The 24,501-nt window shown below is 71.9% G+C and carries 25 protein-coding genes and 1 riboswitch; of the genes, 16 read left to right on the top strand and 9 right to left on the bottom strand.

The genetic code is table 11. From position 1 onward, the window contains the following. The first annotated feature begins 277 nt into the window (after positions 1 to 277). The 4 genes from ACFXDJ_RS22350 to ACFXDJ_RS22335 all read left to right on the top strand — a co-directional run bounded on the left by ACFXDJ_RS22350 (position 278) and on the right by ACFXDJ_RS22335 (position 4,537). Entirely contained in the window at positions 278 to 1,267 is a 990-nt protein-coding gene (locus tag ACFXDJ_RS22350) for a malate dehydrogenase (RefSeq protein WP_384659998.1), read from the top strand. Positions 1,268 to 1,383: 116 nt separating this feature from the next. Further along, positions 1,384 to 3,114 carry a hypothetical protein gene (locus tag ACFXDJ_RS22345; RefSeq protein WP_384660000.1) on the top strand — a complete coding sequence of 577 codons (1,731 nt, stop codon included), beginning with the start codon at positions 1,384 to 1,386 and terminating at the stop codon, positions 3,112 to 3,114. Beyond that, on the top strand, positions 3,104 to 3,520 hold the full coding sequence (locus ACFXDJ_RS22340; RefSeq protein WP_384660003.1) for a hypothetical protein: 417 nt from the start codon (positions 3,104 to 3,106) through the stop codon (positions 3,518 to 3,520). The genes ACFXDJ_RS22345 and ACFXDJ_RS22340 overlap by 11 nt, the downstream gene beginning before the upstream one ends. A 3-nt stretch (positions 3,521 to 3,523) precedes the next feature. Further along, entirely contained in the window at positions 3,524 to 4,537 is a 1,014-nt protein-coding gene (locus tag ACFXDJ_RS22335; protein ID WP_384850061.1) for a hypothetical protein, read from the top strand. A 23-nt stretch (positions 4,538 to 4,560) separates the two neighbouring features. Here the strand turns inward: ACFXDJ_RS22335 and ACFXDJ_RS22330 are convergent, their stop codons facing one another. Further along, a complete protein-coding gene (locus ACFXDJ_RS22330; RefSeq protein ID WP_384660008.1) occupies positions 4,561 to 5,061 on the bottom strand; it encodes a carboxymuconolactone decarboxylase family protein in 501 nt (166 codons plus the stop codon). A gap of 46 nt (positions 5,062 to 5,107) precedes the next feature. Between ACFXDJ_RS22330 and ACFXDJ_RS22325 the strand changes: the two genes are divergently transcribed. Next, positions 5,108 to 6,505, top strand: coding sequence for a PLP-dependent aminotransferase family protein (locus ACFXDJ_RS22325; RefSeq protein ID WP_384660010.1), 1,398 nt, complete (start codon positions 5,108 to 5,110; stop codon positions 6,503 to 6,505). An 80-nt stretch (positions 6,506 to 6,585) separates the two neighbouring features. Here ACFXDJ_RS22325 and ACFXDJ_RS22320 read toward each other — a convergent pair whose 3' ends face one another. After that, a complete protein-coding gene (locus ACFXDJ_RS22320; RefSeq protein WP_384660022.1) occupies positions 6,586 to 7,425 on the bottom strand; it encodes a hypothetical protein in 840 nt (279 codons plus the stop codon). Between the two features lie 133 nt (positions 7,426 to 7,558). Here ACFXDJ_RS22320 and ACFXDJ_RS22315 point away from each other — a divergent pair, with 133 nt between their 5' ends. Together ACFXDJ_RS22315 and ACFXDJ_RS22310 are read left to right on the top strand one after the other, a co-directional pair. Next, positions 7,559 to 7,879 carry a hypothetical protein gene (locus ACFXDJ_RS22315; protein ID WP_384660013.1) on the top strand — a complete coding sequence of 107 codons (321 nt, stop codon included), beginning with the start codon at positions 7,559 to 7,561 and terminating at the stop codon, positions 7,877 to 7,879. 6 nt (positions 7,880 to 7,885) lie between these two features. Further along, positions 7,886 to 9,079, top strand: a complete 1,194-nt coding sequence (locus ACFXDJ_RS22310; RefSeq protein ID WP_384660015.1) for a glutathionylspermidine synthase family protein — start codon at positions 7,886 to 7,888, stop codon at positions 9,077 to 9,079. Positions 9,080 to 9,104: 25 nt separating this feature from the next. Here the strand turns inward: ACFXDJ_RS22310 and rocD are convergent, their stop codons facing one another. Then, positions 9,105 to 10,310: an ornithine--oxo-acid transaminase gene (rocD, locus tag ACFXDJ_RS22305; RefSeq protein WP_384660018.1), complete on the bottom strand. Its 1,206-nt coding sequence runs from the start codon at positions 10,308 to 10,310 to the stop codon at positions 9,105 to 9,107. A 110-nt stretch (positions 10,311 to 10,420) separates the two neighbouring features. After that, positions 10,421 to 10,511: riboswitch (ZMP/ZTP riboswitch) on the top strand. A 35-nt stretch (positions 10,512 to 10,546) separates the two neighbouring features. Between rocD and glyA the strand changes: the two genes are divergently transcribed. The 4 genes from glyA to ACFXDJ_RS22285 all read left to right on the top strand — a co-directional run bounded on the left by glyA (position 10,547) and on the right by ACFXDJ_RS22285 (position 14,888). Then, complete coding sequence (gene glyA / locus ACFXDJ_RS22300) at positions 10,547 to 11,815, top strand: serine hydroxymethyltransferase (protein ID WP_384660020.1); 1,269 nt, start codon at positions 10,547 to 10,549, stop codon at positions 11,813 to 11,815. A gap of 249 nt (positions 11,816 to 12,064) precedes the next feature. After that, a complete protein-coding gene (gene trpS / locus ACFXDJ_RS22295; RefSeq protein WP_384650397.1) occupies positions 12,065 to 13,078 on the top strand; it encodes a tryptophan--tRNA ligase in 1,014 nt (337 codons plus the stop codon). Positions 13,079 to 13,219: 141 nt separating this feature from the next. Beyond that, entirely contained in the window at positions 13,220 to 13,828 is a 609-nt protein-coding gene (locus ACFXDJ_RS22290) for a 2'-5' RNA ligase family protein (RefSeq protein ID WP_384650395.1), read from the top strand. 145 nt (positions 13,829 to 13,973) lie between these two features. After that, complete coding sequence (locus tag ACFXDJ_RS22285; RefSeq protein WP_384650392.1) at positions 13,974 to 14,888, top strand: YihY/virulence factor BrkB family protein; 915 nt, start codon at positions 13,974 to 13,976, stop codon at positions 14,886 to 14,888. A gap of 57 nt (positions 14,889 to 14,945) precedes the next feature. Here ACFXDJ_RS22285 and ACFXDJ_RS22280 read toward each other — a convergent pair whose 3' ends face one another. Further along, complete coding sequence (locus tag ACFXDJ_RS22280) at positions 14,946 to 16,211, bottom strand: D-alanyl-D-alanine carboxypeptidase family protein (protein ID WP_384650390.1); 1,266 nt, start codon at positions 16,209 to 16,211, stop codon at positions 14,946 to 14,948. Between the two features lie 121 nt (positions 16,212 to 16,332). Between ACFXDJ_RS22280 and ACFXDJ_RS22275 the strand changes: the two genes are divergently transcribed. The 3 genes from ACFXDJ_RS22275 to ACFXDJ_RS22265 all read left to right on the top strand — a co-directional run bounded on the left by ACFXDJ_RS22275 (position 16,333) and on the right by ACFXDJ_RS22265 (position 19,621). Continuing rightward, positions 16,333 to 16,593, top strand: coding sequence for an SCO4848 family membrane protein (locus tag ACFXDJ_RS22275; RefSeq protein ID WP_384650388.1), 261 nt, complete (start codon positions 16,333 to 16,335; stop codon positions 16,591 to 16,593). Then, positions 16,590 to 17,933 (top strand): metallophosphoesterase, encoded by a 1,344-nt coding sequence (locus tag ACFXDJ_RS22270; RefSeq protein ID WP_384650386.1) that lies wholly within the window; start codon positions 16,590 to 16,592, stop codon positions 17,931 to 17,933. Before ACFXDJ_RS22275 ends, ACFXDJ_RS22270 begins: the two co-directional genes overlap by 4 nt. 128 nt (positions 17,934 to 18,061) lie before the next feature. After that, positions 18,062 to 19,621 (top strand): ABC transporter substrate-binding protein, encoded by a 1,560-nt coding sequence (locus ACFXDJ_RS22265; RefSeq protein WP_384650384.1) that lies wholly within the window; start codon positions 18,062 to 18,064, stop codon positions 19,619 to 19,621. Between the two features lie 78 nt (positions 19,622 to 19,699). Here ACFXDJ_RS22265 and ACFXDJ_RS22260 read toward each other — a convergent pair whose 3' ends face one another. The 3 genes from ACFXDJ_RS22260 to ACFXDJ_RS22250 are packed head-to-tail and all read right to left on the bottom strand — an operon-like array spanning position 19,700 to position 21,344. Next, positions 19,700 to 20,446, bottom strand: coding sequence for a TetR family transcriptional regulator (locus ACFXDJ_RS22260; protein ID WP_384650382.1), 747 nt, complete (start codon positions 20,444 to 20,446; stop codon positions 19,700 to 19,702). An 11-nt stretch (positions 20,447 to 20,457) separates the two neighbouring features. After that, entirely contained in the window at positions 20,458 to 20,934 is a 477-nt protein-coding gene (locus ACFXDJ_RS22255) for a thiol-disulfide oxidoreductase DCC family protein (RefSeq protein WP_384650380.1), read from the bottom strand. A gap of 5 nt (positions 20,935 to 20,939) precedes the next feature. Then, positions 20,940 to 21,344 carry a hypothetical protein gene (locus ACFXDJ_RS22250; RefSeq protein ID WP_384650378.1) on the bottom strand — a complete coding sequence of 135 codons (405 nt, stop codon included), beginning with the start codon at positions 21,342 to 21,344 and terminating at the stop codon, positions 20,940 to 20,942. A 155-nt stretch (positions 21,345 to 21,499) separates the two neighbouring features. Between ACFXDJ_RS22250 and ACFXDJ_RS22245 the strand changes: the two genes are divergently transcribed. Next, positions 21,500 to 21,898 carry a tyrosinase family oxidase copper chaperone gene (locus ACFXDJ_RS22245; RefSeq protein ID WP_384650376.1) on the top strand — a complete coding sequence of 133 codons (399 nt, stop codon included), beginning with the start codon at positions 21,500 to 21,502 and terminating at the stop codon, positions 21,896 to 21,898. Beyond that, positions 21,895 to 22,734, top strand: coding sequence for a tyrosinase family protein (locus tag ACFXDJ_RS22240; protein WP_384650374.1), 840 nt, complete (start codon positions 21,895 to 21,897; stop codon positions 22,732 to 22,734). The genes ACFXDJ_RS22245 and ACFXDJ_RS22240 overlap by 4 nt, the downstream gene beginning before the upstream one ends. Before the next feature lie 70 nt (positions 22,735 to 22,804). On the opposite strand, the gene ACFXDJ_RS22235 is transcribed toward ACFXDJ_RS22240, so the two are convergent. Then, positions 22,805 to 23,563 (bottom strand): alpha/beta fold hydrolase, encoded by a 759-nt coding sequence (locus tag ACFXDJ_RS22235; protein WP_384650372.1) that lies wholly within the window; start codon positions 23,561 to 23,563, stop codon positions 22,805 to 22,807. A 74-nt stretch (positions 23,564 to 23,637) separates the two neighbouring features. Beyond that, a complete protein-coding gene (locus ACFXDJ_RS22230) occupies positions 23,638 to 24,276 on the bottom strand; it encodes a hypothetical protein (protein WP_384650370.1) in 639 nt (212 codons plus the stop codon). Positions 24,277 to 24,501 lie beyond the last annotated feature (225 nt).

Genomic DNA, 24,501 nt, shown 5'->3' with positions numbered 1-24,501 from the left:
TTGCTTGTTACCCCCCCCCCCTGTGTTGTTCTGTTCTCCTCTCCCACTGCCCCTCCCCCCCCCCCGCCCCGTTTTGCCCCCCCCCCCCCCCCCCCCGCGGCCGGAGCGACGCTCCTTGTGCCACGCACCACACGGGCCGGGGGAATGGGGTGCTCCAGGGTCGGCTAACCTGACGGCGGATGTCTCTTCACGTCAAGATTTACCGGGCCGGGGAGCGGCGTCCTCCCAGCACTGGGGCAGGGAACGCCCCACCGCCCGCTGTCTAACGGAGAAGGCCATGACCCGCACTCCCGTGAATGTCACCGTCACCGGCGCCGCCGGCCAGATCGGCTACGCGCTGCTCTTCCGCATCGCGTCCGGCCACCTGCTCGGCGCGGACGTGCCGGTCAAGCTCCGTCTTCTGGAGATCCCCCAGGGCATGAAGGCCGCCCAGGGCACCGCCATGGAGCTCGACGACTGCGCCTTCCCGCTGCTCGCCGGCATCGACATCTTCGACGACCCGAACAAGGGCTTCGAGGGTGCCAACGTCGCGCTGCTGGTCGGCGCCCGTCCGCGCACCGCGGGCATGGAGCGCGGTGACCTGCTCTCCGCCAACGGCGGCATCTTCAAGCCGCAGGGCGCCGCGATCAACGCGCACGCCGCGGACGACATCAAGGTCCTGGTCGTGGGCAACCCGGCCAACACCAACGCGCTCATCGCGCAGGCCGCCGCCCCGGACGTACCGGCCGAGCGCTTCACCGCGATGACCCGTCTGGACCACAACCGCGCGATCTCGCAGCTGGCCGCCAAGACCGGCGCCGCCGTCTCCGACATCAAGCGCCTGACCATCTGGGGCAACCACTCGGCGACCCAGTACCCGGACATCTTCCACGCGGAGATCGCCGGCAAGAACGCCGCCGAGCTGGTCAACGACCAGGCCTGGCTGGCCGACGAGTTCATCCCGACCGTCGCCAAGCGCGGCGCGGCGATCATCGAGGCCCGTGGCGCGTCCTCGGCCGCCTCGGCCGCCAACGCCGCCATCGACCACGTCCACACGTGGGTCAACGGCACCGCGGCGGGCGACTGGACCTCGATGGGCATCCCGTCGGACGGCTCCTACGGCGTGCCGGAGGGCATCATCTCCTCCTTCCCGGTCACCACCAAGGACGGCCGCTACGAGATCGTCCAGGGCCTGGACGTCAACGAGTTCTCCCGTGCGCGCATCGACGCGTCCGTGGCGGAGCTCGTCGAGGAGCGCGACGCGGTGCGCGAGCTCGGCCTGATCTGAGCGCATTAGTCCCAGCGCATTAGTACGAACACCAAAGTGCCCCGGCCAAACCTGGCCGGGGCACTTTGGCGTGAATCTTTCTGTCGCGGGTTGTAGGGAATACCTAAGGTCGACCGGTGACCGACATCCCGATTCCCCGTCAGCCCGACAGCGGAGCCTGGGGTGATCCGCCCGCCGGTCGCCCCCCGGTCCACCCCTCGCTCAGCGAAGCGGGCCGCTTCCTGTGCGCGGGCACGTACCTCGACGCCGGCTACCGCGACCGGGTCATCGACGAGCTGTACGTCCACGAGGAGCGGGTCGTCGCCCCCTCCTACGGCTACGACGCCTCCCGGGTGCTCGCCCACGCGCTCCGCGCCCGCCGCGCCGAACTCGGCTGGGCCGCCGGGGTCCTCGGTGCCTGGTTCGTCGGCTCGCTGCTCACCGGCGGCGCCCTCGCCGTGCTGGTCTTCCCCTTCCTGATGCTGAGCCTGGCCGACTGGCTGCGAAACCGCAGCGTCCCGCTCCTGCGCGTCCTGGCCGTGATCCTGCGCGTCTACGTGTGGTGGACGATCGTCGTCCTCCTGCTCCTCTTCGGCTTCGGCGGCCTCGCGCTGCTGGGCACCTTCGGGAACGCGGGCGGGATCCTGGGCCTCGGCCTGCCGTTCACCCCGACGGGCGGCGTCGCCGCCGGCGCCGTCTCCTTCTGGTGGCTGCCCGTGGTCTTCGCCGCGGTGGCCACCGTCGTGGGACTCCAGCGCGGGTACGTCTTCCGGACCATCGCCACCGACCTGAACGGGCAGCGCTACGCCGACCACGCCGGCGACCCGGCCGAAGCCGCCCAGGGCGCCCGCTTCCAGCGCATCCGCCAGCGGATCCGGGCCGAGCAGTACGCGCCGATGATCATGTACGACGTCAACGACCCGTTCTGCGGGGCGGGTGATCCCTACCGGCCCTGGCAGCTGTCCGTGGAACTGCGCCCGCGCGAGGACCTCGGCCCCGACCGCAAGCCGGTCCCGGTCACCAACGCCCACATCCTGGGGCGGATCGTGCCGCTGCTGGAGCGCCTGCGGGTGCCCTCGCCGCACGGTTCCCCCGAGTCGGCCGCAGCCGTCGGGGACCGGATGCGCGAACTGGTCGTGGACGAGTGCGTGTTCCTGCCCGCAGCCGGACTGCCGCACCGCGACACCGCGCAGGTGGTCCACGGCCAGTACGCCGAACAGCGGGCCGCCGCCATCGAGGAGGGCGGCGAGCGCCGCCGGCACTTCCTGCGCGTCCGGGTCGGCGGCTGGGACGAGAACCTCGTCGTCACCGTCTTCGTACGGGTCCACACGCAGGGCGGGATGATGATGCTGGAAGTGGCCCCGCACGTGCTGCTCCCGGTCCACGTCGCCTTCCACAACGCGGACGCCGATGCCCAGCGCCACCGGAACAACAACGGGTTCGGCAAGGCCGTCTGGGCCGTGCGCAACACCCCCGGCTCCATCGCGGCCTCCGTCACCACCCTGGGCCGCGGCCTGGTCAGCTGGTGGCGGATCGCCACCGCCGGCCACGGCGGCGCCCGGCCCGAGGGACCGCGGGTGTCGGTGCGCGACCTGGCCTCCCAGGACAACGGCTCGCTGTTCCACCTCATGGACCTCGACCGCTTCCTGAAGACCATTCAGGACCGGGTCGTCGGTGGCATCGTGGTCGCGCTGCACGAGGCGGGCTGGCACACGGAGGAGTTCGCGGCGCGGGCGGTCAACGTGGCCGAAGGCGGAGTGTTCATCCAATCGGTGAACGGCAGCACCTTCAGCGTCGGCGGCAGCAACAACACCAACACCGTCCACCACAGTGGCGGCAGGGGCAGGGGGAGCAGCGGTGGCAACTGACGACAGCGGTACGGGTACGGGGACCGGCGCGGGTACGGGCACGGGCGGGGCCGAGCCGTCCGTCCGGATCGGCGGGATCACCGGCAGCGCCTTCAGCATCGGGGGCAGCGGCAACACCAACACCGTCCACCACGGGGACGCGGCGGCCGGGGCCGTCTCACCGGAGGCGCTCCTGGAGGCGGTACTGGAGCTGCGCGCGGCCCTCGTACGGCTGCCGCGCGGCGCGGACCGGACGGCGCTCGACGCCGAACTGGACGGGGTGGCCGAGGGGCTGGAGGGGGCGGCGCAGATCCGCCCCGGCCTGGCCACCCGGCTGCGCGGGGCGCTGGAACGCTGGGCCCCGCTCGTGGAATCGGTCAGCGCGGCCACGGCGCTGGCCGGGCTGCTGACCTCGCTGGGAGGCTGAGCAGTGGCCTCGCAGCCGCAGGGCGCCCCCCGTTGGGACCCGCAGACCCAGCGCTGGGTCTCGGACGGCCCGGCACCGGCCCCGGCGCCCGCACCGGGCCCGGCACCGGCCCCGGCACCCGCTCCGCCTCCGGCGCCCGCCCCGGGCCGGGCGTGGGCACCGGGGGCGCAGTCGGCCCCGGGTGCCCCGCCCCTCCCGCCCGGATACGGGCCGGCGCATCCCCAGCCGGCCGGAGCCCCGGCAGGGCCCCCGGCCGCGCCGCAGTACGACCCGCACGCGCACCCGTACCCGTACCCGAGGCCCGTACCGCCGGGGCCCCCGCGCCCCGACGGGCCGGGCGGCCGCTGGCTGACCCCCACGACGGCGGGGGTCGCGGTGGTCGCGCTCGCGATCGGCGCGGCGGCCGTGTGGTTCGTGGAGCGGGGCACGGGGGACGGGTCCGCGCACGCGGGGCCGACGGCTTCGAGCGCTCCGGTGGCCGGCGGCGGATCCGGCACGCCTTCGCCCACCGGTACGGGCACCGGCACCCGCTCCGCCGCGCCGAGCCCCAGCTCCACCGCCGGCCCCAGCCCGAGCGGCAGCACCCCGCACGAGACGGTGCGCGACGTGAAGGGCTTCACCGTCGCCGTGCCCGTCGGCTGGGTCAGGGAGGACAGCACGGCGGGGGTCTTCTACCGCTCTCCCGACCGCGCGTCCCTCGTCCAGATCTTCCAGGTCAGCGAGGCCGACCTGAGCCCGCTGGGAGCCGTCCAGGGCGCCTCCTCGTACCTGCGCGCCCAGACCACCGGCTACCAGGAGATCCGGGTCGGTGCGGCCCCCGGCGCCCCCGAGGCCGGGGAGCTCGTCTACGAGTACGACAGCGCGGAATCGCACGGCAGGCGGCGCGGGGTCGAACGGGTCTTCTTCGCGCAGGACGGCAAGAAGTGGGCCGTCCTGACCGCCGGCCCGGCCGCCGACTGGACGCTCACCCAGGAGCACCACGCCGCCGCACTGGCGGCTTTCCGCCCGGGCGGCTGAGGTGGACCAGCGGCTTGGGCGGACTAGCTGTACATGCCCGGGGTGTAGTGCCCCGGGGTCATGCGGTAGGTGACGCCGAAGCGGTTCCAGACGTTGATCGTCGCGATCACGGCGATCAGCTGGGTCAGCTCCTTCTCCTCGAAGTGCTTCGCCGCCTTCTCGAACACCTCGTCGGGTACGAAGCCCTCCGTCAGCACGGTCACGGCCTCGGTCAGCTCGATCGCGGCGAGCTCCTTCTCCGTGTAGAAGTGCCGCGACTCCTCCCAGGCGCCGAGCAGCACGATCCGCTCCACGCTCTCGCCCGCCGCGATGGCGTCCTTCGTGTGCATGTCGAGGCAGAAGGCACAGTGGTTGAGCTGAGAGGCGCGGATCTTGACGAGCTCGACGAGGACCGGGTCCAGGCCCTTCTTCGCGGCGACCTCCAGAGCCAGGATCGCCTTGTAGATCTCGGGGGAGTTCTTGCCCCAGTTACCGCGGGGGGCGTGTTCGGCGGCGAGTTCGGTGGTGTGCGCGTGAGTGGTCATGTGTCCACCCTACGAAGCAGGCGGCCCGCCGGTATGGTCCAAATCCATGACGGAATCCTGGGCCACTTTCGGCGCCGACCTGCACCTGGAGCTCTCCGCCGGACGCGGTCTGCGGGCCGGGCTGACCGAGGCCCTGCGCGAGGCCGCGCGCAGCGGGCGGCTCGCCCCGGGGACCCGGCTGCCCTCCTCGCGCTCGCTCGCCGCCGATCTCGGGATCGCCCGCAACACCGTCGCCGAGGCGTACGCCGAACTCGTCGCCGAAGGCTGGCTGACGGCCCGGCAGGGCTCCGGGACCCGGGTCGCGGAACGGGCCCGGGAGCGGCGCAGCGCACCGGCCGCGCCCGTACGGCGCCCCGTGCGCGCGAGGACCTCGTACAGCCTGATGCCCGGCTTCCCCGACCTGGGCGGCTTCCCCCGCGCGGCCTGGCTCTCGGCGGCCCGGCGGGCGCTGACCGACGCGCCCAACGAGGCCTTCGGGTACGGGGATCCGCGCGGCCGGGTGGAGCTGCGGGAGGCCCTGGCCGGGTACCTGGCGCGGGCGCGCGGGGTGTACGCGGACCCGGAACGGATCGTGCTGTGCGCGGGGTTCGCGCACGGAGTGACGCTGCTGGCGAAGCTGCTGCGGGCGCGGCGGGTCCGGGAGGTAGCGGTGGAGGGCTACGGGCTCGACGTGCACCGGGACCTGCTGACCGCGGCGGGGCTGCGGACCAGGCCGCTGGAGGTGGACGCGGCGGGCGCGCACACGCAGTCCTTGTCCCCCGCTTCGGGCGCGGTCCTCCTCACCCCGGCGCACCAGTTCCCGACGGGCGCCGCGCTGACCCCCGTGCGCAGGGCGGCGGCGGTGGACTGGGCCAGGTCCACGGGCGGGCTGATCCTGGAGGACGACTACGACGGCGAGTTCCGCTACGACCGCCAGCCGGTGGGCGCGCTCCAGGGACTGGACCCGGGCCGGGTGGTCTACCTCGGCACGGCGAGCAAGTCCCTGGCGCCGGGGCTGCGCATGGGCTGGATGGCGGTCCCGCCCTCGCTGCTGGACGAGGTGGTCGCGACGAAGGGCGGGACCGACTGGAGCTCCAGCGCGCTGGACCAGCTGACGCTCGCGGAGTTCATCCGGTCCGGGGCGTACGACCGGCACGTGCGGGGGATGCGGCTGCGGTACCGGCGGCGGCGCGACGAGCTGGTGGCGGCGGTCGGGGACCGGGCGGCGGTCTCCGGGATCGCGGCGGGCCTCCACGCGGTCCTGGACCTCCCGCCGGGCGGCGAACGAGCGGCCCTGCGCGCGGCCGCCTGGCAGGACCTGGGCGTCCGGCCGCTGTCCTTCTTCCGCCACCCGGACGCGGCCCCGCCCGCGCCCCCGCGCGAGGCGCTGGTCGTCGGCTTCGGCACCCCGCCCCAGAGCGCCTGGGCCCCCACCCTGGCCGCGCTGGTCGCGGCGCTGCCGTGACGGCTGCGCGAGCGTTGCCCTGCGGGGCCTGCCCCTCCCCGCCCTTCCACCGTTCCCCGGGCGCTGCCCGGACCCGGTCCTCAAACGCCGGACGGGCTGGATTCCTCCGCCGGAGGCTCGCCGAAGCGGGCCAGGGCCAGTGCGCCGGCCACGGCGACCGCGAAGCCGGTGACCGCCAGCCAGGTCAGGCCCTCGCGGGTGCGGTCGCCCAGCCAGGCCACGCCCACCGCCGCCGGGCCGAGGGTCTCGCCCAGCACCATCCCGGCCGTCGCCACGGTCACGGAGCCCCGCTGCAAGGCCGAGGTGAGCAGCAGGAAGGCCGAACCCCCGCCCAGCAGCAGCGCGTACAGCGCCGGGTTCGACAGGGCCGACGGCGAGACGTCGTCGATGAGCCGGACCGCCACCTCCACCACCCCGAAGCCCGTCCCGGCCGCCAGGCCCAGGGTCAGCGCCCGGCTGCGGTCCGGCAGGCCGCCCGCCACGGCTCCGGCCACGAGCACCAGCCCCGCCACCCCCAGCAGCCCCAGTTTCAGCGCGAGCGACCCGGTCCCGGAGCCCTCCCCGCCCGAGGACAGTCCGAGCATCACCAGCCCCCCGCACACCACCCCCACCGCGGCCCATTCCGTCCCGCTCAGCCGCACCCGCAGCAGCCGCGCCGCGACCACCGCCGTCACCGCGAGGCTGGCGGCGAGGGCCGCGCCGACCACGTAGATGGGGAGGTGGCGCAGGGCGATGATCTGGAGGACGAAGCCGAGCCCGTCCAGGCCGAGCCCGGCGAGGTAGCGCCACTGGCGCAGCGCCCGTAGGAGCAGGGCGGTGTCGACCCCCGAGCCCGTTCCCGGCTCCGCCGCCCGCGCCGCCATCGCCTGAAGGACCGACGCCGTGCCGAAGCAGACCGCCGCACCGAGCGCGCAAACCATCCCAATGAGCACGAACCGACTCTAGGGGGTGTCCGACGCCGCGTCAGGTCGCGGATCCGGGGACGGCCGGATTCCATCGGTCCCGGAGCCCGCTCTAGTCTGTCGGGAGCACGCCACCAGGGGAGCCGCAGACATGGACACCAGCAGCAGTACCAACCAGCGCCGCATGCGCTCGGGCGCCGTCGTGCTCGGCGGCATGGGCCTGCTCGCAGCCACCCTCGTGGCCTGCGGCAGCAGCGGCGAACCGGACCGGCGCTGCGTGGACAAGAGCACGCTGGACAAGCTGGACGACAAGTACTGCAAGAGCAGCGGCGGCGGCAGCAGCAGCCGGGGCACGTACTACTACGGCGGCTCCGTCCGCAGCGGCAAAGTCACGGGCGGCAGCTTCGACAAGTCCGCCGTCACCCGCGGTGGCATCGGCGGCGGCAGCCACTCCAGCTCCTCCGGCGGCTGATCCCGAGTGGAGCGCCACACCATCGAGCCCCGCCCCGACTGGCAGAAGACCGTCGAGGAGCAGGGGCTGATCTACCCCCTGACCCGCTACCCCGACGACTCCCTGCGCCCCTACTGGGACGAGAGCGCGTACTACTCCTTCTCGCTGCCCGAGGTGGAGGCGCTGGAGAACGTGGTCGAGGAGCTGCACGCCATGTGCCTGGCGGCGGCGGAGCACATCGTCGCCCACGACCGCTTCGCCGACCTCGGCATCACCGACCCGAAGCTGGCCGCGCTGATCGCCGAGTCCTGGCGGCGCCGCGCCGAACAGCCCTCGCTCTACGGCCGCTTCGACCTGCGCTACGACGGGGCCGAGGGCAGCCCCGCCAAGCTGCTGGAGTACAACGCCGACACCCCGACCTCCCTGGTGGAGGCCGCCAGCCCGCAGTGGTTCTGGATGGAGGAGCGCTTCCCCGGCGCCGACCAGTGGAACTCCCTGCACGAGCGGCTGGTCGACGCCTGGCGCCGGCAGGCGGAACTGCTGCCGTACGGGCCGCTGCACTTCGCGCACTCCGAGACCGACGAGCTCGGCGAGGACCTGATGACGGTCGCCTACCTCCGGGAGACCGCCGAACAGGCCGGCCTCGACACCCAGGCCCTGTCCGTCGAACGGATCGGCTGGGACAGCCTCTCCGGCCGCTTCGTCGACGAGAAGCTCCGCTTCATCCGCGCCTGCTTCAAGCTCTACCCGTGGGAGTGGCTGGTCACCGACGAGTTCGCCCCGCAGGTGCTGGGCACCTACGACCACGGCGGCGGCTCCGGCACGACCGTCTGGATCGAGCCGCTGTGGAAGATGTTGCTCTCCAACAAGGCGCTGCTGGCCGTCCTGTGGGAGCTCTTCCCGGAGCACCCGAACCTCCTGCCCGCCTACCTGGACGGTCCGCGCGAGCTGGCGCGGACCACCGGTTACGCGGCGAAGCCGCTGCTGGGGCGCGAGGGCGCCGGGGTCACCCTGCATCCGGTGGGCGGCGAGCCGTTCGTTCCGGAGCCGGACGAGACGTACGTCTTCCAGGGCCTCGCCCCGCTGCCCGACTTCGACGGCAACCGGGTGGTGCTCGGCGCGTGGGTCGTCGAGGACGAGGCGGCGGGGCTCGGCATCCGCGAATCGGCGGGGCCGGTCACGGACGAGTACGCCCGCTTCCTGCCCCACGTCATTCTGTAATCGGCACAGCATCCTCTAAGACGCTTCACTCGGTCGCGAGGACCGACCTGAGCTGGTCGAGGCCCCAGTCCAGGTCCTCCTTGCTGATCACCAGCGGCGGCGCGATCCGGATCGTCGACCCGTGGGTGTCCTTGACCAGGACACCGAGCTCCATCAGCTTCTCGGAGATCTCCCGGCCGGTCCCGCGCGCCGGGTCGATGTCGACGCCCGCCCACAGCCCGCGGCCCCGTACGGCGGTCACCGCCCCGCCGCCGACCAGCAGGTTCAGCTCCCGGTGCAGGTGGTCGCCGAGCTCGGTGGCGCGCTGCTGGTACTCGCCGGAGCGGAGCATCGCGATGACCTCCAGGGCCACGGCGCAGGCCAGCGGGTTCCCGCCGAACGTGGAGCCGTGCTCGCCGGGCTTGAACACGCCGAGGACGTCGCGGTCGGCGACCACCGCGGAGACGGGCACGACGCCGCCGCCCAGGGCCTTGCCGAGGATGTAGACGTCGGGGACCACCTCCTCGTGCTCGCACGCGAAGGTCTTGCCGGTCCGGCCCAGCCCCGACTGGATCTCGTCCGCCATGAAGAGAACGTTCCGCTCGCGCGTCAGTTCCCGTACGCCCCGCAGGTATCCGGCGGGCGGCACGAGGACGCCGGCCTCGCCCTGGATCGGCTCCAGGAGCACGGCGACGGTGTTGGAGGTGACCGCGTGGGCGAGGGCGGTGAGGTCCCCGTACGGGACGATCTCGAAGCCCGGCGTGTACGGGCCGAAGTGGTCGCGGGCGTCGTGGTCGGTCGAGAAGGACACGATGGTCGTCGTGCGGCCGTGGAAGTTGTCGGCCGCCACCACGATCTTGGCGTGGCCGTCCGGCACGCCCTTGACCTCGTAACCCCACTTGCGGGCGGTCTTCACCGCCGTCTCCACGGCCTCCGCGCCCGTGTTCATGGGCAGCACCATCTCCTTGCCGCACAGCGCGGCGAGCTCGGTGCAGAAGTCCGCGAAGCGGTCGTGGTGGAAGGCGCGGGAGGTGAGGGTGACCCGCTCCAGCTGGGCGCGGGCGGCGTCGAGCAGGCGGCGGTTGCCGTGGCCGAAGTTGAGGGCGGAGTAGCCGGCCAGCATGTCGAGGAACCGGCGTCCCTCCACGTCGGTCATCCACGCGCCCTCGGCATGGGCGATGACGACGGGCAGTGGGTGGTAGTTGTGCGCGCTGTGCGCGTCGGCGGAGCGGATGGCTTCAGCAGTAGACACGGGGTCTCCGATCGTCCGTCAGGGCTTGTGACGAGGGTGGCGTCACTGTGCATCCTCGCTCGTATACCGGACGGAGAAACCTTTCTTGCGGCGCGGCCGCTAAGGTGTGCGGTACGCACGGCGACTGGCGTACGGAGAACCAACTCCGGGGGAGTCGTGCGCGCACGACCGCATACAGGGCCGCTCGCCTGGGCCTCGCGGGGACGAGATCTGACATCGACCCCGGAGGAGCCGCCATGAGCGCGAGCCACCACCCCGCCCTGTTCAGCACCGACCCCGAGCTGGCGTCCTTCGTCGCCGCCGAGGAAACGCTCCAGGCGGAGACCCTGCGCCTGATCCCCAGCGAGAACTACGTGTCCGCGGCCGTCCTGGAAGCCTCCGGCACGGTGCTGCAGAACAAGTACAGCGAGGGCTACCCGGGCCGCCGCTACTACGAGGGCCAGCAGAACATCGACCGCATCGAGGCCCTGGCCGTCGAGCGGGCGAAGGGCCTGTTCGGCGTCGACCACGCCAACGTGCAGCCGTACTCCGGCTCCCCGGCCAACCTGGCCGTGTACCTGGCCTTCGCCAAGCCCGGCGACACCGTGATGGGCATGGCCCTGCCGATGGGCGGGCACCTGACGCACGGCTGGGGCGTCTCGGCGACCGGCTCCTGGTTCCGCGGCGTGCAGTACGGGGTCCAGGCCGACACCGGCTTGATCGACTACGACTCCGTACGGGAACTCGCGCTGGCCGAGCGCCCCAAGCTGATCTTCTGCGGCGGCACCGCGCTCCCGCGCACGATCGACTTCGAGGCCTTCGCGTCGATCGCCAAGGAGGCGGGCTCGATCCTCGTCGCCGACGTCGCCCACATCGCCGGCCTGATCGCGGGCGGGGCCCACCCGTCCCCGGCGGGTCACGTGGACGTGATCTCGACGACCACCCACAAGACCCTGCGCGGCCCGCGCGGCGCGATGCTGATGTGCCGCGAGGAGCACGCGAAGGCCATCGACAAGGCGGTCTTCCCGGGGCTCCAGGGCGGCCCGCACAACCAGACCACGGCCGGTATCGCGGTGGCCCTCCACGAGGCGGCGCAGCCCGCGTTCGTCTCGTACGCCCACGCGGTCGTCGCCAACGCGAAGGCCCTGGCCGCGGCGCTTCTGGAGCGGGGCTTCGACCTGGTCTCGGGCGGCACGGACAACCACCTGATCCTGATGGACCTGACCTCGCGCGGGGTCCCGGGCAAGATCGCGGCGAAGGCGCTGGACCGGGCGGGGATCGTCGTGAACTACAACACGGTGCCGTTCGACCCGCGCAAGCCGTTCGACCCGTCGGGGATCCGGATCGGTACGCCGTCGCTGACCTCGCGGGGGCTGGGCGTCGAGCACATGCCGGTGGTCGCCGACTGGATCTCGCGTGCGGTGTCCGCTGCCGCGGAGGGCGACGAGCCGGCCCTCGCCGCCATCCGCGCGGAGGTCTCCGACCTGATGGCCGCCTTCCCGGCCCCTGGGCTCCCGCTGGCGTAGTGACGCGGGGGACGGGGCGAGCCCTGCGGGGCTCGTCCCCTACCCGCCCTTCCACCGTTCCCCGGGCTCTGCCCGGACCCGGTCCTCAAACTCCCCCAGCTACCGCTGGGAGGGGCCCCCGGGACGGGCTGGATCGTCCAGCCCCGCCGGCGTTTGAGGCGCGGGTGTGGGCAGCGCCCACGAAGCCCCGCGCAGCGGGGTACCCCGTACCCGGGCGGAGCCCGTCGGCGCACCTGAGAGAATGAAGCCATGGCTTCTGATCGTCCCCGCGCGCTCTCCGGTATCCAGCCCACCTCCGGTTCGTTCCACCTCGGGAACTACCTCGGAGCGATCCGCCAGTACGTCGCCCTCCAGGAGACGCACGACGCGTTCTACATGGTCGTCGACCTGCACGCGATCACCATGCCGCAGGATCCGAAGGATCTTCGCGCGAACACCCGGCTCTCGGCCGCGCAGCTGCTCGCCGCCGGCCTGGATCCCGAGCGCTGCACGCTCTTCATCCAGAGCCACGTGCCCGAGCACGCCCAGCTCGGCTGGGTCATGAACTGCATCACCGGCTTCGGCGAGGCCAGCCGGATGACCCAGTTCAAGGACAAGTCCGCCAAGGGCGGCGCCAACAACGCCACCGTCGGCCTGTTCACGTACCCGATCCTCCAGGTCGCCGACATCCTGCTCTACCAGGCGAACGCCGTCCCGGTCGGCGAGGACCAGCGCCAGCACATCGAGCTGACCCGCGACCTGGCCGAGCGCTTCAACCAGCGCTTCGGCAAGACCTTCACCCTGCCCGCGCCGCACATCGTCAAGGAGGTCGCGAAGATCTACGACCTCCAGGACCCGACGATCAAGATGTCGAAGTCGGCCTCGTCCCCCAAGGGCCTGATCAACCTCCTCGACGAGCCCAAGGCCACCGAGAAGAAGATCAAGAGCGCTGTGACCGACACCGAGGCCGTGGTGCGCTTCGACCCGGTGGAGAAGCCCGGCGTCAGCAATCTGCTCACGATCTTCTCCACCCTCACGGGTGAGTCGGTCGCCGCGCTGGAGACCGCGTACGAGGGCAAGGGCTACGGCGCGCTCAAGACCGATCTCGCCGGAGTGATGGTCGATTTCGTCACACCGTTCAAGCAGCGCACCCAGGAGTACCTGGACGACCCGGAGACCCTGGACAACCTGCTGGCCAAGGGCGCGGAGAAGGCTCGCGCGGTCGCTTCGGAGACTCTGGCGCAGGCGTACGACCACCTCGGATTCCTGCCCGCGAAGCACTGACGGACGCGGGAGGGGAAAGAGGGCCCTGGCGATCTGGGGGGTGCTGGCGCCACACTGGTGCGGCAGCACCCTCGCGGCTCACAGGTCGCACACGGTCGCAGCACTGACGACGCACAGGAACGACAGGCGGAGGAGAGATACGTGGGGACCGTAACGCTCGGCGTTTCGATCGCGGTCCCGGAGCCGTACGGCAGCAGCCTCCAGCAGCTGCGCGCGGGCTTCGGGGACGCCGCCGCGTACGGCATTCCCACGCACGTCACCCTCGTACCGCCGACCGAGGTGGCCGCGGACCGGCTGCCGGAGATCCGCGCCCACCTGGCCGAGGTCGCGGCCGTCTGCCGGCCCTTCCCGATGCGGCTGGCCGGCACGGGAACCTTCCGGCCCCTCTCGCCGGTCGTCTTCGTCCAGGTCGTCGAGGGCGGTACGGGCTGCACCCGGCTCCAGGACCGGATCCGCGACCCGCGGGGGCCGCTCAGCCGGGATCTGGCGTTCCCGTACCACCCGCACGTCACGATCGCCCACGGGATCTCCGAGGAGGCGATGGACCTGGCGTTCAGCACCCTCGCGGACTATGCGGCGCAGTGGACCTGCGGCGGTTTCGCGCTCTACGAGCAGGGCTCGGACGGGGTCTGGCGCAAGCTGCGGGAGTATCCGTTCGGAGGTGGCGCGCCGGGCGTTCCGGCGCAGCTGGGCTCATCGACCGACAGTCCGGCGGCCGCCGCGGGCGAGGCGACCGTACGCCGTTCCTGACGCAGGAACCGGAACCGGAAGCTGATCCTCCGCAGGATCAGGGCGTGGAACGGCCGAGCCGTCGGGCGAAAAGTCACAATCGACGACCGTAGTCCCCGAATGTGGCAATCCTGGCTATTTCCGACAGCTCATTTACGGTGACCGTATGGACTGGCTGACGAAACTCCCGGTGATCGGGCCCCTGATGTCCGCGCTGATGCGGACCCACCTGTGGCGTTCGTACCAGCGGCTCAGCCGGGTGCACTGGGGCCGGCTCGCCGCCGCGATCACCTTCATCAGCTTCGTCGCGCTCTTCCCCCTGATCACCGTGGCCGCCGCGATCGGCGCGGCGCTGCTCAGCCAGGACCAGCTCGACCGGCTCCAGAAGAACCTCGCCGAGCAGGTGCCCGGCATCTCCGACCAGCTCGACATCAACGCCCTCGTCGCGAACGCGGGCACGGTCGGGCTGGTGGCCGCCGGAATCCTGCTCTTCACCGGCATCGGGTGGGTCGGCTCGATGCGCGGCTGCCTGCGCGCCGTATGGGACAGGGACGACGAGGACGAGGGCAACCCCGTCGTCCGCAAGGGCAAGGACGCCCTGGTCCTCATCGGCCTCGGCGCGGCGGTCCTGGCCTCGGCCGCGGCCTCGATCATCGGCTCCAGCCTGGTCGGCAGGGCCGGCGACTGGGCCGGCCTGCCGCAGGACGGCGTGGGCGGCGGCCTGCTGCGCGCAGCGGCCTTCCTCGTCGGCGTCCTGGCCGCCTTCCTGCTCCTGCTCTACGTCCTGACCCTGCTGCCGGGCGTCGAACCCCCGCGCGGCCGTCTGATCCAGGCGGCCCTCATCGGCGCGGCCGGCTTCGAGCTGCTGAAGCTGCTGCTCAGCGGCTACATGCGGGGGGTCGCCACGAAGAGCATGTACGGGGCCTTCGGCGTGCCGATCGCCCTGCTGATCTGGATCAACCTGACGGCGAAGCTGCTGCTGTTCTGCGCCGCCTGGACGGCGAGCCGCGACGACGCGGACGGCGACGGGGCGGAGGACCCGGAGCCGGACCCGGCGGAGCCGGCCGGATCCGCGGCGTAAGCCGCCCCGCCGGTCCGCCAACCGCTCCGCTCCGCCCGATCCGCCCGGTCCGCTGCTCTACGAGGCCTCGGGGCCCCCGGAGCGGCGGCCGCGCCCCCGCGGCAGGCGCCGGTTGATCACGTACGCCCCGCCGGCCAGCAGGGCCAGCACCCCGCCCGTGATGCCGAGGGCGGTGGTGACCCCGCCACCGCCGGAGCCGCCGCCGGTCGCCGCGGGGTTGTTCTCGTGGGACTGGGCCGGGGACCCGTGGGAGGAGGTGTCCGCGCTCTTCGGCGGCACCAGCTCACCCACCGGCTTGACCTTCCCGGACGCCGCGAAACCCCAGTCCAGCAGTTCGGCGGTCTCCTCGTACACCGAGTTGACGCCACCGGTACCCGGGTTCATCACCGTGACCAGCAGCTTCTTGTCGCCGCGCTGTGCGGCGCCGGTGAAGGTGGAGCCGGCCATGGTGGTGTTGCCGTTCTTCACCCCGGCGATGCCCTTGTAGGGGGACAGGCCGCCCGCGCCGGTCATCAGCCGGTTGGTGTTCTGGATCTCGAAGGTCTCGCGGGGCTTCCCGGCCTCCTGCTTGCCGGGGAACTTCGCGCTGGCCGTGCCGCAGTACTCCCGGAAGTCCGGCTTCTGTAGGCCGGAGCGGGCGATGAGGGTGAGGTCGTAGGCGCTGGAGACCTGCCCCGGAGCGTCGTAGCCGTCCGGGGACACCACGTGGGTGTCCAGGGCCTGGAGCTCCTCGGCGTGCGCCTGCATGTCCTTGACGGTCTTCTCGACGCCGCCGTTCATGGCCGAAAGTACGTGCACGGCGTCGTTCCCGGAGCGCAGGAACACCCCGAGCCACAGGTCGTGGACGCTGTACTCGGCGTCCTCCTTGACCCCGACCAGACTGGAACCGGCGCCGACCCCGGACAGCTCCTGCTCGGTGACCTTGTGGACCGTCTCCTTGGGCAGGGTCGGCAGGACGGTGTCGGCGAAGAGCATCTTCATCGTGGAAGCCGGGGGAAGGCGCCAGTGCGCGTTGTGCGCCGCCAGGACCTCACCGGTCTCCGCGTCGGCCACGATCCAGGAGCGGCCCGTCAGGTTCGCCGGCAGGGCGGGGGCGCCGGGCAGCAGGTTGACCTGCGTACCGGGCTGCCCGAGCGCGGCTCCGCCGACCGTCGACATCGAGGCGGGAGGCGCGGGCGCCTTGGCCGGCTGCCCCTTCCCGTCGGCGGGCGGCGTCGGCGTGGGCGTCGGCGCGGCGTACGCGGGCGACACGAACAGGGTCGGGAGCAGCAGCGCGGGAAGTGCGGCGGAAAGGACCGTCAGCGCGGTCTTCTTGGCAGACACGCAGGTGAAAGTACATCCCGATGCTGTGACCACCGGCGCGGACCGGCCAACCCGCCGCAACCACCGCCGGGACAGCCCACCCCGGCGCGTCCGTCCCGGCGACGAAACCGATACTGAGCTCATGAAACTCAGCCGCGCCGCTTCCTGGTTCCTGCTCGCCTTCGGAGTGTGGAGCTGGTTCATCTGGGTGTCTTTCGTCCGGAACCTGTGGAAGGACGGCAGCGGTCTGGCGTTCGACGAGGCAGGGAGCCCGACCGCGTACTTCTGGGTCCACCTTCTCCTGGCGGTGGCGTCCTTTCTCCTGGGGACGGCCGTCGGAGTGATCGGGTTGCGCGGGGTCCGGGCGCTGCGGCGCGAATCACGTAAGGGTCCGGACGCGTGACCGTCGTCGTGTTCGCCGTGGTGGCCCTTCTCGTACTGGCCCTCCTGGCCCTGGTGCACCGCTGGCTCTGGATCCGGCTGGTCCGCGACACCACCGCCCCGGGCACCCGCACCCGCCGCGCGGGCACGGCCCTGGCCGTCGCCCTGCCGCTCCTCGCGGTGGCCGCCCTGGTCGCGGGCCGCGTGGGAGCCCCCTTCTGGCTCCAGCGCACGGTCGCCTGGCCGGGCTTCCTCTGGCTGGCGGTCCTGCTGTACCTGTCCATGGCGATGCTGGTCGCGGAGCCCCTCCGAGCGGTATGGCTCCGCCGGTCGAACGCAGCCCCTGAGGCGGCCCCGCCCACCCCGGGCACCACCGCTGCGGGGTCCGGGGCGGAGCCCCGCCGCGCGGCGGAGCCGCACGATCCGGCACAGCGGGAAGGGGCGGGGAGGGGATCAGCGCCGCAGGCAACCCTCGCAGCCCCCGGCCAGCCCGCAGCCCCCGCCGCGGTCACCCCGGCCGGGGCGACCGCCCGGAACACGGTCAGCCGCCGCCGCTTCGCCCGGACCGTAGCCGGCGCCGCCGGCGCGGCAGCGCTCGGCACCGTCGGCTACGGCACCTACGGAGTCCTCCGCGGCCCCCGCGTGAAGCGGGTCCAGGTACCCCTGGCGAAGCTGCCGCGCGCAGCGCACGGCTTCCGCATCGCCGTCGTCAGCGACATCCACCTCGGCCCGATCCTCGGCCGCGCCCACACCACCCGCATCGTCGACACCATCAACCGGACCCAGCCCGACCTCATCGCCGTGGTCGGCGACCTCGTCGACGGCAGCGTCCACGACCTCGGTCCGGCCGCCGAGCCGCTCAGGAACCTGCGCGCGCGGCACGGCTCGTACTTCGTCACCGGCAACCACGAGTACTTCTCCGGCGCCGCCCAGTGGGTGGAGCACGTCCGCGAGCTCGGCCTCACGCCGCTGGAGAACGCCCGCCGCCCGCTCCCGTACTTCGACCTGGCCGGAGTCAACGACGTCGCGGGGGAGAGCGAGGGCCACGGGCCCGACTTCGAGGCGGCCCTCGGAGACCGCGACCGCGCCCGTACCGCCGTGCTCCTCGCCCACCAGCCCATCGTGATCGACCAGGCCGTCCGGCACGGGGTCGACCTCCAGTTGTCCGGGCACACCCACGGCGGCCAGCTCTGGCCGGGCAAGTACATCGCCGAGCTCGCCAACCCCACCGTCGCCGGGCTGGAGCGCTACGGCGACACCCAGCTGTACGTATCGCGCGGCGCCGGGGCCTGGGGGCCGCCGGTCCGGGTCGGGGCTCCGTCGGACATCACAGTCGTCGAACTCGCCTCATATCAGGCCTGAACCCCCTCAATCGTCAACGACTCGCCGTGTATCGGCCTTCCCGAGGCCGAAATTCCATGATTGGCTGACCGATAATCGGATAGCAGGTCGTACGCAACGGTGTGCGGCCACATGGGGTGGGGTCAAGGATGTTGCGGTCTGTCCGCTCGAAAGTCATCGCGGCAGGGCTGGTCGTGGCCGTCGCCGGGGTCGCCACCTGGCAGTTGCTGCCGGAGGAAGCCGGCGGCGGCAAGGCGATCCGCGTCGGTACGAGCGACGTGGTCTCCTCCCTCGACCCCGCCGGGGCGTACGACGCCGGTTCCTGGGCCCTGTTCAGCAACGTCTACCAGTCGCTGCTGACCATCAAGACCGGTTCGGACGTCCCGGTGCCCGACGCCGCCTCCGTCTGCAAGTTCGTCGGTGAGAAGCTCACCACGTACCAGTGCGAGCTCCGCCCCGACCTGAAGTTCTCCTCCGGCCGCGCGGTCACCGCCGAGGACGTCAAGTACTCCTTCGACCGGATCAAGGCGATCAACTCCGACCAGGGTCCGGCACCGCTGTTCAACACCCTGGAATCGGTCAAGGCCGAGGGCGACACGGTCACCTTCAACCTCTCCGCCGGGGACGCCACCTTCCCGTTCAAGATCGCGACGGGCGCCGCCTCGATCGTGGACAAGGACAAGTACCCGGCCAAGGCCCTGCGCGAGGGCGACAAGGCCGACGGCACCGGCCCGTTCACCCTCGGCGCCTACACGCCGGGCACGAGCGCCGAGCTCAAGCCGAACCCCGCGTACAAGGGCCAGGGCAAGATCGCCAAGGCGCCCGTCAACGTCCGGTACTTCAAGGACTCCGCGCAGCTCGAACAGGCCTGGAACGACCACGGGATCGAGGTCGCCCACCGGGACATGCCGCCGGCCACCCTCGCCGCCCTCAACCCGGGCGTGAAGGACACCCGCTACCAGACCTCGGGCGGCACCGAGATCCGCAGCATGGTCTTCAACGTCCGCCCCGGCTCCTCGGTGGCGCAGACCGCCGTCCGCCAGGCCATCGCCGCGGTCATCGACCGCTCCACGGTGGCGGGCACCGTCTACAAGGGCACGGTCACCCCGCTCTACTCGCTGGTCCCGGCGGGCATCGCCGCGCACACCACGCCGTTCTTCGACGCCTGGCCCTCGCCGAACGGGCTCACCGCGAAGAAGCTCCTCAAGGACGCCGGGATCACCACCCCGGTCACGATCAACCTCGGGGTCAACGTGCGCGGCACGAACGTGGCCGAGGCCGAGGAGATCAAGAAGCAGCTGGAGTCCACCGGCCTGTTCCACCTGAACATCAAGCAGGTCGACGTGTGGGCCGACTTCCAGAAGGGGTACGCGGCCGGCGAGTTCGACGCCTACACCATCGGCTGGATCGCCGACTTCCCGGACGCGGACAACTTCCTGGCCCCGCTCGTCGGCGCCGACTCCTCGATGAACAACGGCTTCTCGAACAAGGCCGTCGGCGACCTCATCACCCGGACCCAGTCCTTCTCGGACCGCGCCGCCGCCGCCAACGACTTCCGCGATCTCCAGAAGCTCGTCGCCCAGGAGGTACCGATCCTGCCGATCTGGCAGAAGAAGGACTACGTGATGTCCCGCGAGGCCGTCACCGGCGCGCAGTTCCTCTCGGACGGCACGGGCGTCTGGCGCCTGTGGGAGCTCAACTGGCTGTAACGGCCGTACGGGGCTGACGGCCGTACGGGGCTCCGTACGCGTATCGGAGCTCCGTGCGCGCGCGGAGCCCCGTACCGGCTATTCCTCGGGACCGGCGTCCGGGTCCGAGGCCCGCTTGCGGGAGCCCGCCTTCCCCGACACGGCGGTCTGGGCCATGCCCGGCAGGAAGTCCGTGAAGAGTTCGTGGACCTCGCGCACCAGCGGGCGCAGCACCCGGAACCGGGCCAGGATGATGCCCCGCGTCGTCAGCTGCGCGCCGCGCTGGGCGAGCCGCCGGGTCTTCTCGCTGTTCGGGGAGCGGTCGAAGACCCAGTAGAGGACCAGGCCCATCTGCGAGAGCCACATCAGCTCCGGCAGTACGTCGGCCAGTTCGTCCGGAACCTTGGTCTTGGCCCCCGCCAGCACCTCGCGGTGCATGTTGATGGCCTGGTTGCGGGCCGCTTCCGATTCCGGGGAGAAGGGGCTGAGCGGGCTTTCCGGGTCCGCCGCGTTCTTGAAGAACTGCGAGGCGAACTCGTGGTAGGGCGCCGCGATGTCCAGCCAGCTGGTCAGTACGCCCGCGAGCCGCTTCTGGAGATCGGTCTCGTTCTCCAGGATCGGGCGCACCGCCGCGAGGTGGGCGGCGCCGATCCGGTCGTAGAACCCCTGGACCAGGTGTTCCTTCGACTCGAAGTAGTAGTAGGCGTTGCCGACCGAGACCCCGGCCTCCTTGGCGATACCGCGCATCGTCGTCTTGTCGAAGCCGCGCTCCTGGAAGAGACGGAGCGCGGTTTCGAGGATGAGCGTGCGGGTCTGCTCGCTCTTGGGAGCCTTCTGATCAGTCACGGTGTATGACCCTATCGGGGTACGGAGCAGTGGTCGTCACAGGCCGGTTCCCCCGGGTCTTCCCCCGGGCCCGCCGCCGCGTCCCCCGATCCGTCCCGTACGGCCTCCCGCCATTTGGCGGCGGTGTACATGACGGCTTTGGCGAAGGGCCGGCCGGCCGGTGTGGCCAGCCAGTTCGCCTTCGGACGGTGCTCGGCCAGCGCCCACAGGCAGACGATGAAGGCGTCCGTCCCGGTCCACACCTGGCCCTTGTCCCCGATGACCGTGATCTCCCGCAGCGTCGAGGAGTGGTCGAGCCGCGGGTAGCGGCGCTGCGCCTCGAAGGAAGCGGCGGGGATCAGCCGGAGCGGCACCAGCCAGCGCTGTCCCAGCAGCCAGTGCCGGATGTGGACGCAGAGCGGGCAGTTCGCGTCGTACAGCACCGTCAGGTGCCGGGTCGCCGTGGTCGACGCGGTCGCCGTGGCGGCCGCGGTTGCCGTGGTGGCCATCGGGATCAGGCCCCGGCGGGCGCGGTCCACGCCTGGGGGGCGACCGGCGGCATCTGCTGGCGCTCCATGATCCCCCGGCGGCGCATCTTGTTCAGGACCCAGACGTTGCCGAGGTGCATGACGCCGAGGACCAGGAGGACGACGCCGATCTTGACCGAGAGGGCCTCGAAGAGCCCTCGGGCTTCGAGGATCGTCTCGCCCGACCGCAGGTAGAGGGTCACGAAGCCGATGTTGACCAGGTAGAACCCGACCACCAGGAGGTGGTTGACGGCGTCCGCGAGCTTCTCGTTCCCGTGCAGGACGTCGGCGATGAAGATGCGGCCGTTGCGGCTGAGGGTACGGGCCACCCAGACGGTGAGTCCGATGCTGACGAGCAGGTAGATGACGTACGCGATCACGGTGAGGTCCATTGCCCTCAGCCCCCTTGAACGTGTTCAATTGCTGACGTCGCTGACTGTAGAGCAATTTTTGAACAGGTTCAAGCGAACCGTTCCCGTCGGGCCGGACCGCAGTAACTCCGGGGCGCCGGTCAGCCGTTCACGCACCTCTGGTATTTCTTCGAGCCATGAAGAAGATCACCCGCCGGCATGCCCTGGGCATGGCTGCCGGCGCCACCACCGCTCTCGGGCTGACCGCCTGCACGTCCAAGTCGGCCGGCCCCCCGGCTGCCGGGGCGTCCGGCTCGCCCGTTTCCATACCTACCGGCGGCATCGACGAGGTCTTCGAGGGCCGCCGCATCCAGATCACTCTCGGCGCGGGCGGCCACCACGGCGTCGGCGTGCCCACCGTCAAGATCGACGGCAACGAGCTGCACATCATGCCCAACGCGGACGGCACCTGGGTCAGCGTCGTCAACCACTACCAGACGTATCCGAACCCGGTGGAGGCCGCCCGCGCGGCCATCCGCGACCTCCAGGGCGCGGCCCTCGTTCCGTTCGCACCGAAGGGCGGCGTCGCCGTATGACCGTCCGCAAGAGTCAGGCCAAGCTCACCGCCGAGGAGAAGCGCGCCTTCACCAACGCGCTCCTCGAACTCAAGCGGACGGGCGTCTACGACCGGTACGTCGATGCCCACAACGCCTTCCTGATGAACGATTCCGACCTCGGTACCCGGGTCGGCCACCGCGCCCCCTCCTTCCTCCCCTGGCACCGGCGCTTCCTGCTCGGCTTCGAAGCCCAGTTGCAGAAGGTGGATCCGAAGGTCTCGCTCCCGTACTGGGACTGGACCGTCGACCGGACCCCCGGCTCCTCCCTCTGGGCCGCGGACTTCATGGGCGGCAGCAGCCGGGCACGGGACGGGCAGGTGCTCGACGGGCCCTTCGCCTACAAGGCGGGCAAGTGGCCCATCACCGTGGGAGTGGACCAGCGCCAGTACCTGCGGCGCACCCTCGGCGCGGGCGTGCCCGAGCTGCCGACCAAGGCGGAGGTGAACGCCGTCCTCGCCATGCCCGAGTACGACGCGGCCCCTTGGAACAGCACCTCCAACGGCTTCCGCAACCACCTCGAAGGCTGGCGCGGCGCCAACCTCCACAACCGCGTCCACGTGTGGATCGGCGGTCACATGGCCACCGCGGCGTCCCCCAACGACCCGGTCTTCTGGATGCACCACGCCTTCATCGACATGCTCTGGGCCGAATGGCAGCGGCGGAACCCGAAGTCCACGTACCTGCCCGCCACTCCGACACCGGACGTGGTCGACCTGCACGGCGTCATGTCGCCGTGGACGGACGTGACCCCGGCCGACATGCTGGACCACCGCAAGTTCTACACCTTCGACACGGAAGGGGCCCCCGCCACCTAGGGGCCGCCCCGCGGGCCCCACGGCGGAGCCCCCGGCCAGGGGCGGCCGGGGGCTCTGCCGTGGCTCCGGATCAGCCGCGCGGGAGGAACTCCAGCAGCAGCCGGGTGGTCTCCTCCGGGCGTTCCAGGGACGGGAGGTGGCCGGCCCGGGGGAGTTCGACGTGGACCGCGCCGGGGATCTCGGAAGGGAGCCCGGCCGGGATCTCGCGGAAGTCGACGACGTCGTGCGCACCGCTGACGGCGAGGACGGGGGCGGTGATGCCGGACAGGTCGACCTCGGGCTCGGGCAGCTCGTGGTTCCCGGTGGCGGCGGGCGGGGACTGGAAGTTCCCCAGCTGCATGTCCCGTACGAGCGCGTGCACCTCGGCGGTGGCGTCCGGGCCGAGCCAGTACTGGGCGTTGAACTCGGCCGCGCCCTTCAGGTCCCCGGCGTCGAGGAAGACGTCCTCGGCCGCACCGAACTTCCGCAGCTCCGCGGTGGGCCGGTGCCCGGGCCGGCCGGGACACAGCAGCGCCAGCGCGCTCACCCGGTCCGGGTGCAGCGCGGCGAAGGTGAGCGCCACCCGCCCGCCGTACGAGGCCCCGACGACCGCGGCCCGCTCGATCCCGAGGTGGTCCAGCAGCTCCGCCACATCGCCGTAGTCGCTGTACGGGGCCTCGGCGGCCGGGGACTGCCCGCAGGTCCGGAAGTCCGGCCGCACCACCCGGAACCCGGCGTCGAGCAGCGGCTGCCACTGGGGCTCCCACATCCGCCGGTCGCACACGGAGGAGTGGAGCAGTACGACGGCCGGAGCATCTACGGGTCCGGCCACATCATGAGAAAGGATCATTGGCCGATTCTCGCAACCGCCGAACGGCCCGTACCAGCGGGTTTCCCGAGGGCCTCCGGGCCCCCGGGGCCGCGTCACATGCTCAGCGCGCGGGCCTGGTTGAGCTGGCTCATCACCCACATGAACGTGCCCGGGTCCACGGCTGGGATCATCGTGGAGTGGTGGCGGCCGGCGCTGTTGACCGTGATCTGGATGTAGCCCGTCGTGCGGCGCTCCTTCATCAACAGGAAGAGCAGGCCGAGCAGGCAGAACAGGAAGAAGATGACGGCCAGCACGATCGCGTGCGCCGGGATCTTCTCCTCCGTCCGGGAGAAGTCGGTGGCGTTCCAGATCGCCCCCTTCAGCGGCATGTTGCCCGACGGAGTGATGATCTGGTCCCCGGCGATGGTGATGTCGCCCAGTGAGAGCCCGGCCGCCGGGTACCCCGCGGAGGGGGCCGGGGGCATCGGGGGTGCCTGGGGCATCGGCGCCGCCATGCCCGCGCCGCCGACGGTCGGCTGGTAGGTCGGGGGCTGCGGGTACCCGTACCCCGGCTGGGAGGGGGCGGCCGGCGGGTAGCCGTAGCCGGGCTGGGGCGGACCGGCCGGCGGGTATCCGTATCCGGGCTGCGCCGGGGAGCCGTAACTCGGTGTGCCGGGCGCCCACTTGTCGTCTTGCCGGCCGGCACCCTGGCTCGGGTCGCCCGCGTACGGATTCGGCTGCTGCTCACTCATGTAGCCGATCCTTACACAGCACTCCCCGGGCCAGTAGGCCGATTGCCGGTGCCCCCTCCCAATCTCCGGACACGGGAAGCGTGATGTTCGTCGACGAGACGGCTGCCGGGAGCCGGCGGATACGCCGAAGGGGGGCGGGGGGGGGCGGGGGGGGCGGGCGCCGCCCGGCGCGGCGCCCCCCCCGCCACCGCCCCCCCCGCACCCCACGCAGGCTGAGCGCAGGCC

This window comes from Streptomyces sp. NPDC059443 (assembly GCF_042750105.1).
In the GTDB taxonomy this organism is placed as follows: domain Bacteria; phylum Actinomycetota; class Actinomycetes; order Streptomycetales; family Streptomycetaceae; genus Streptomyces.
This window is presented reverse-complemented; position numbering and strand designations above follow the sequence as displayed.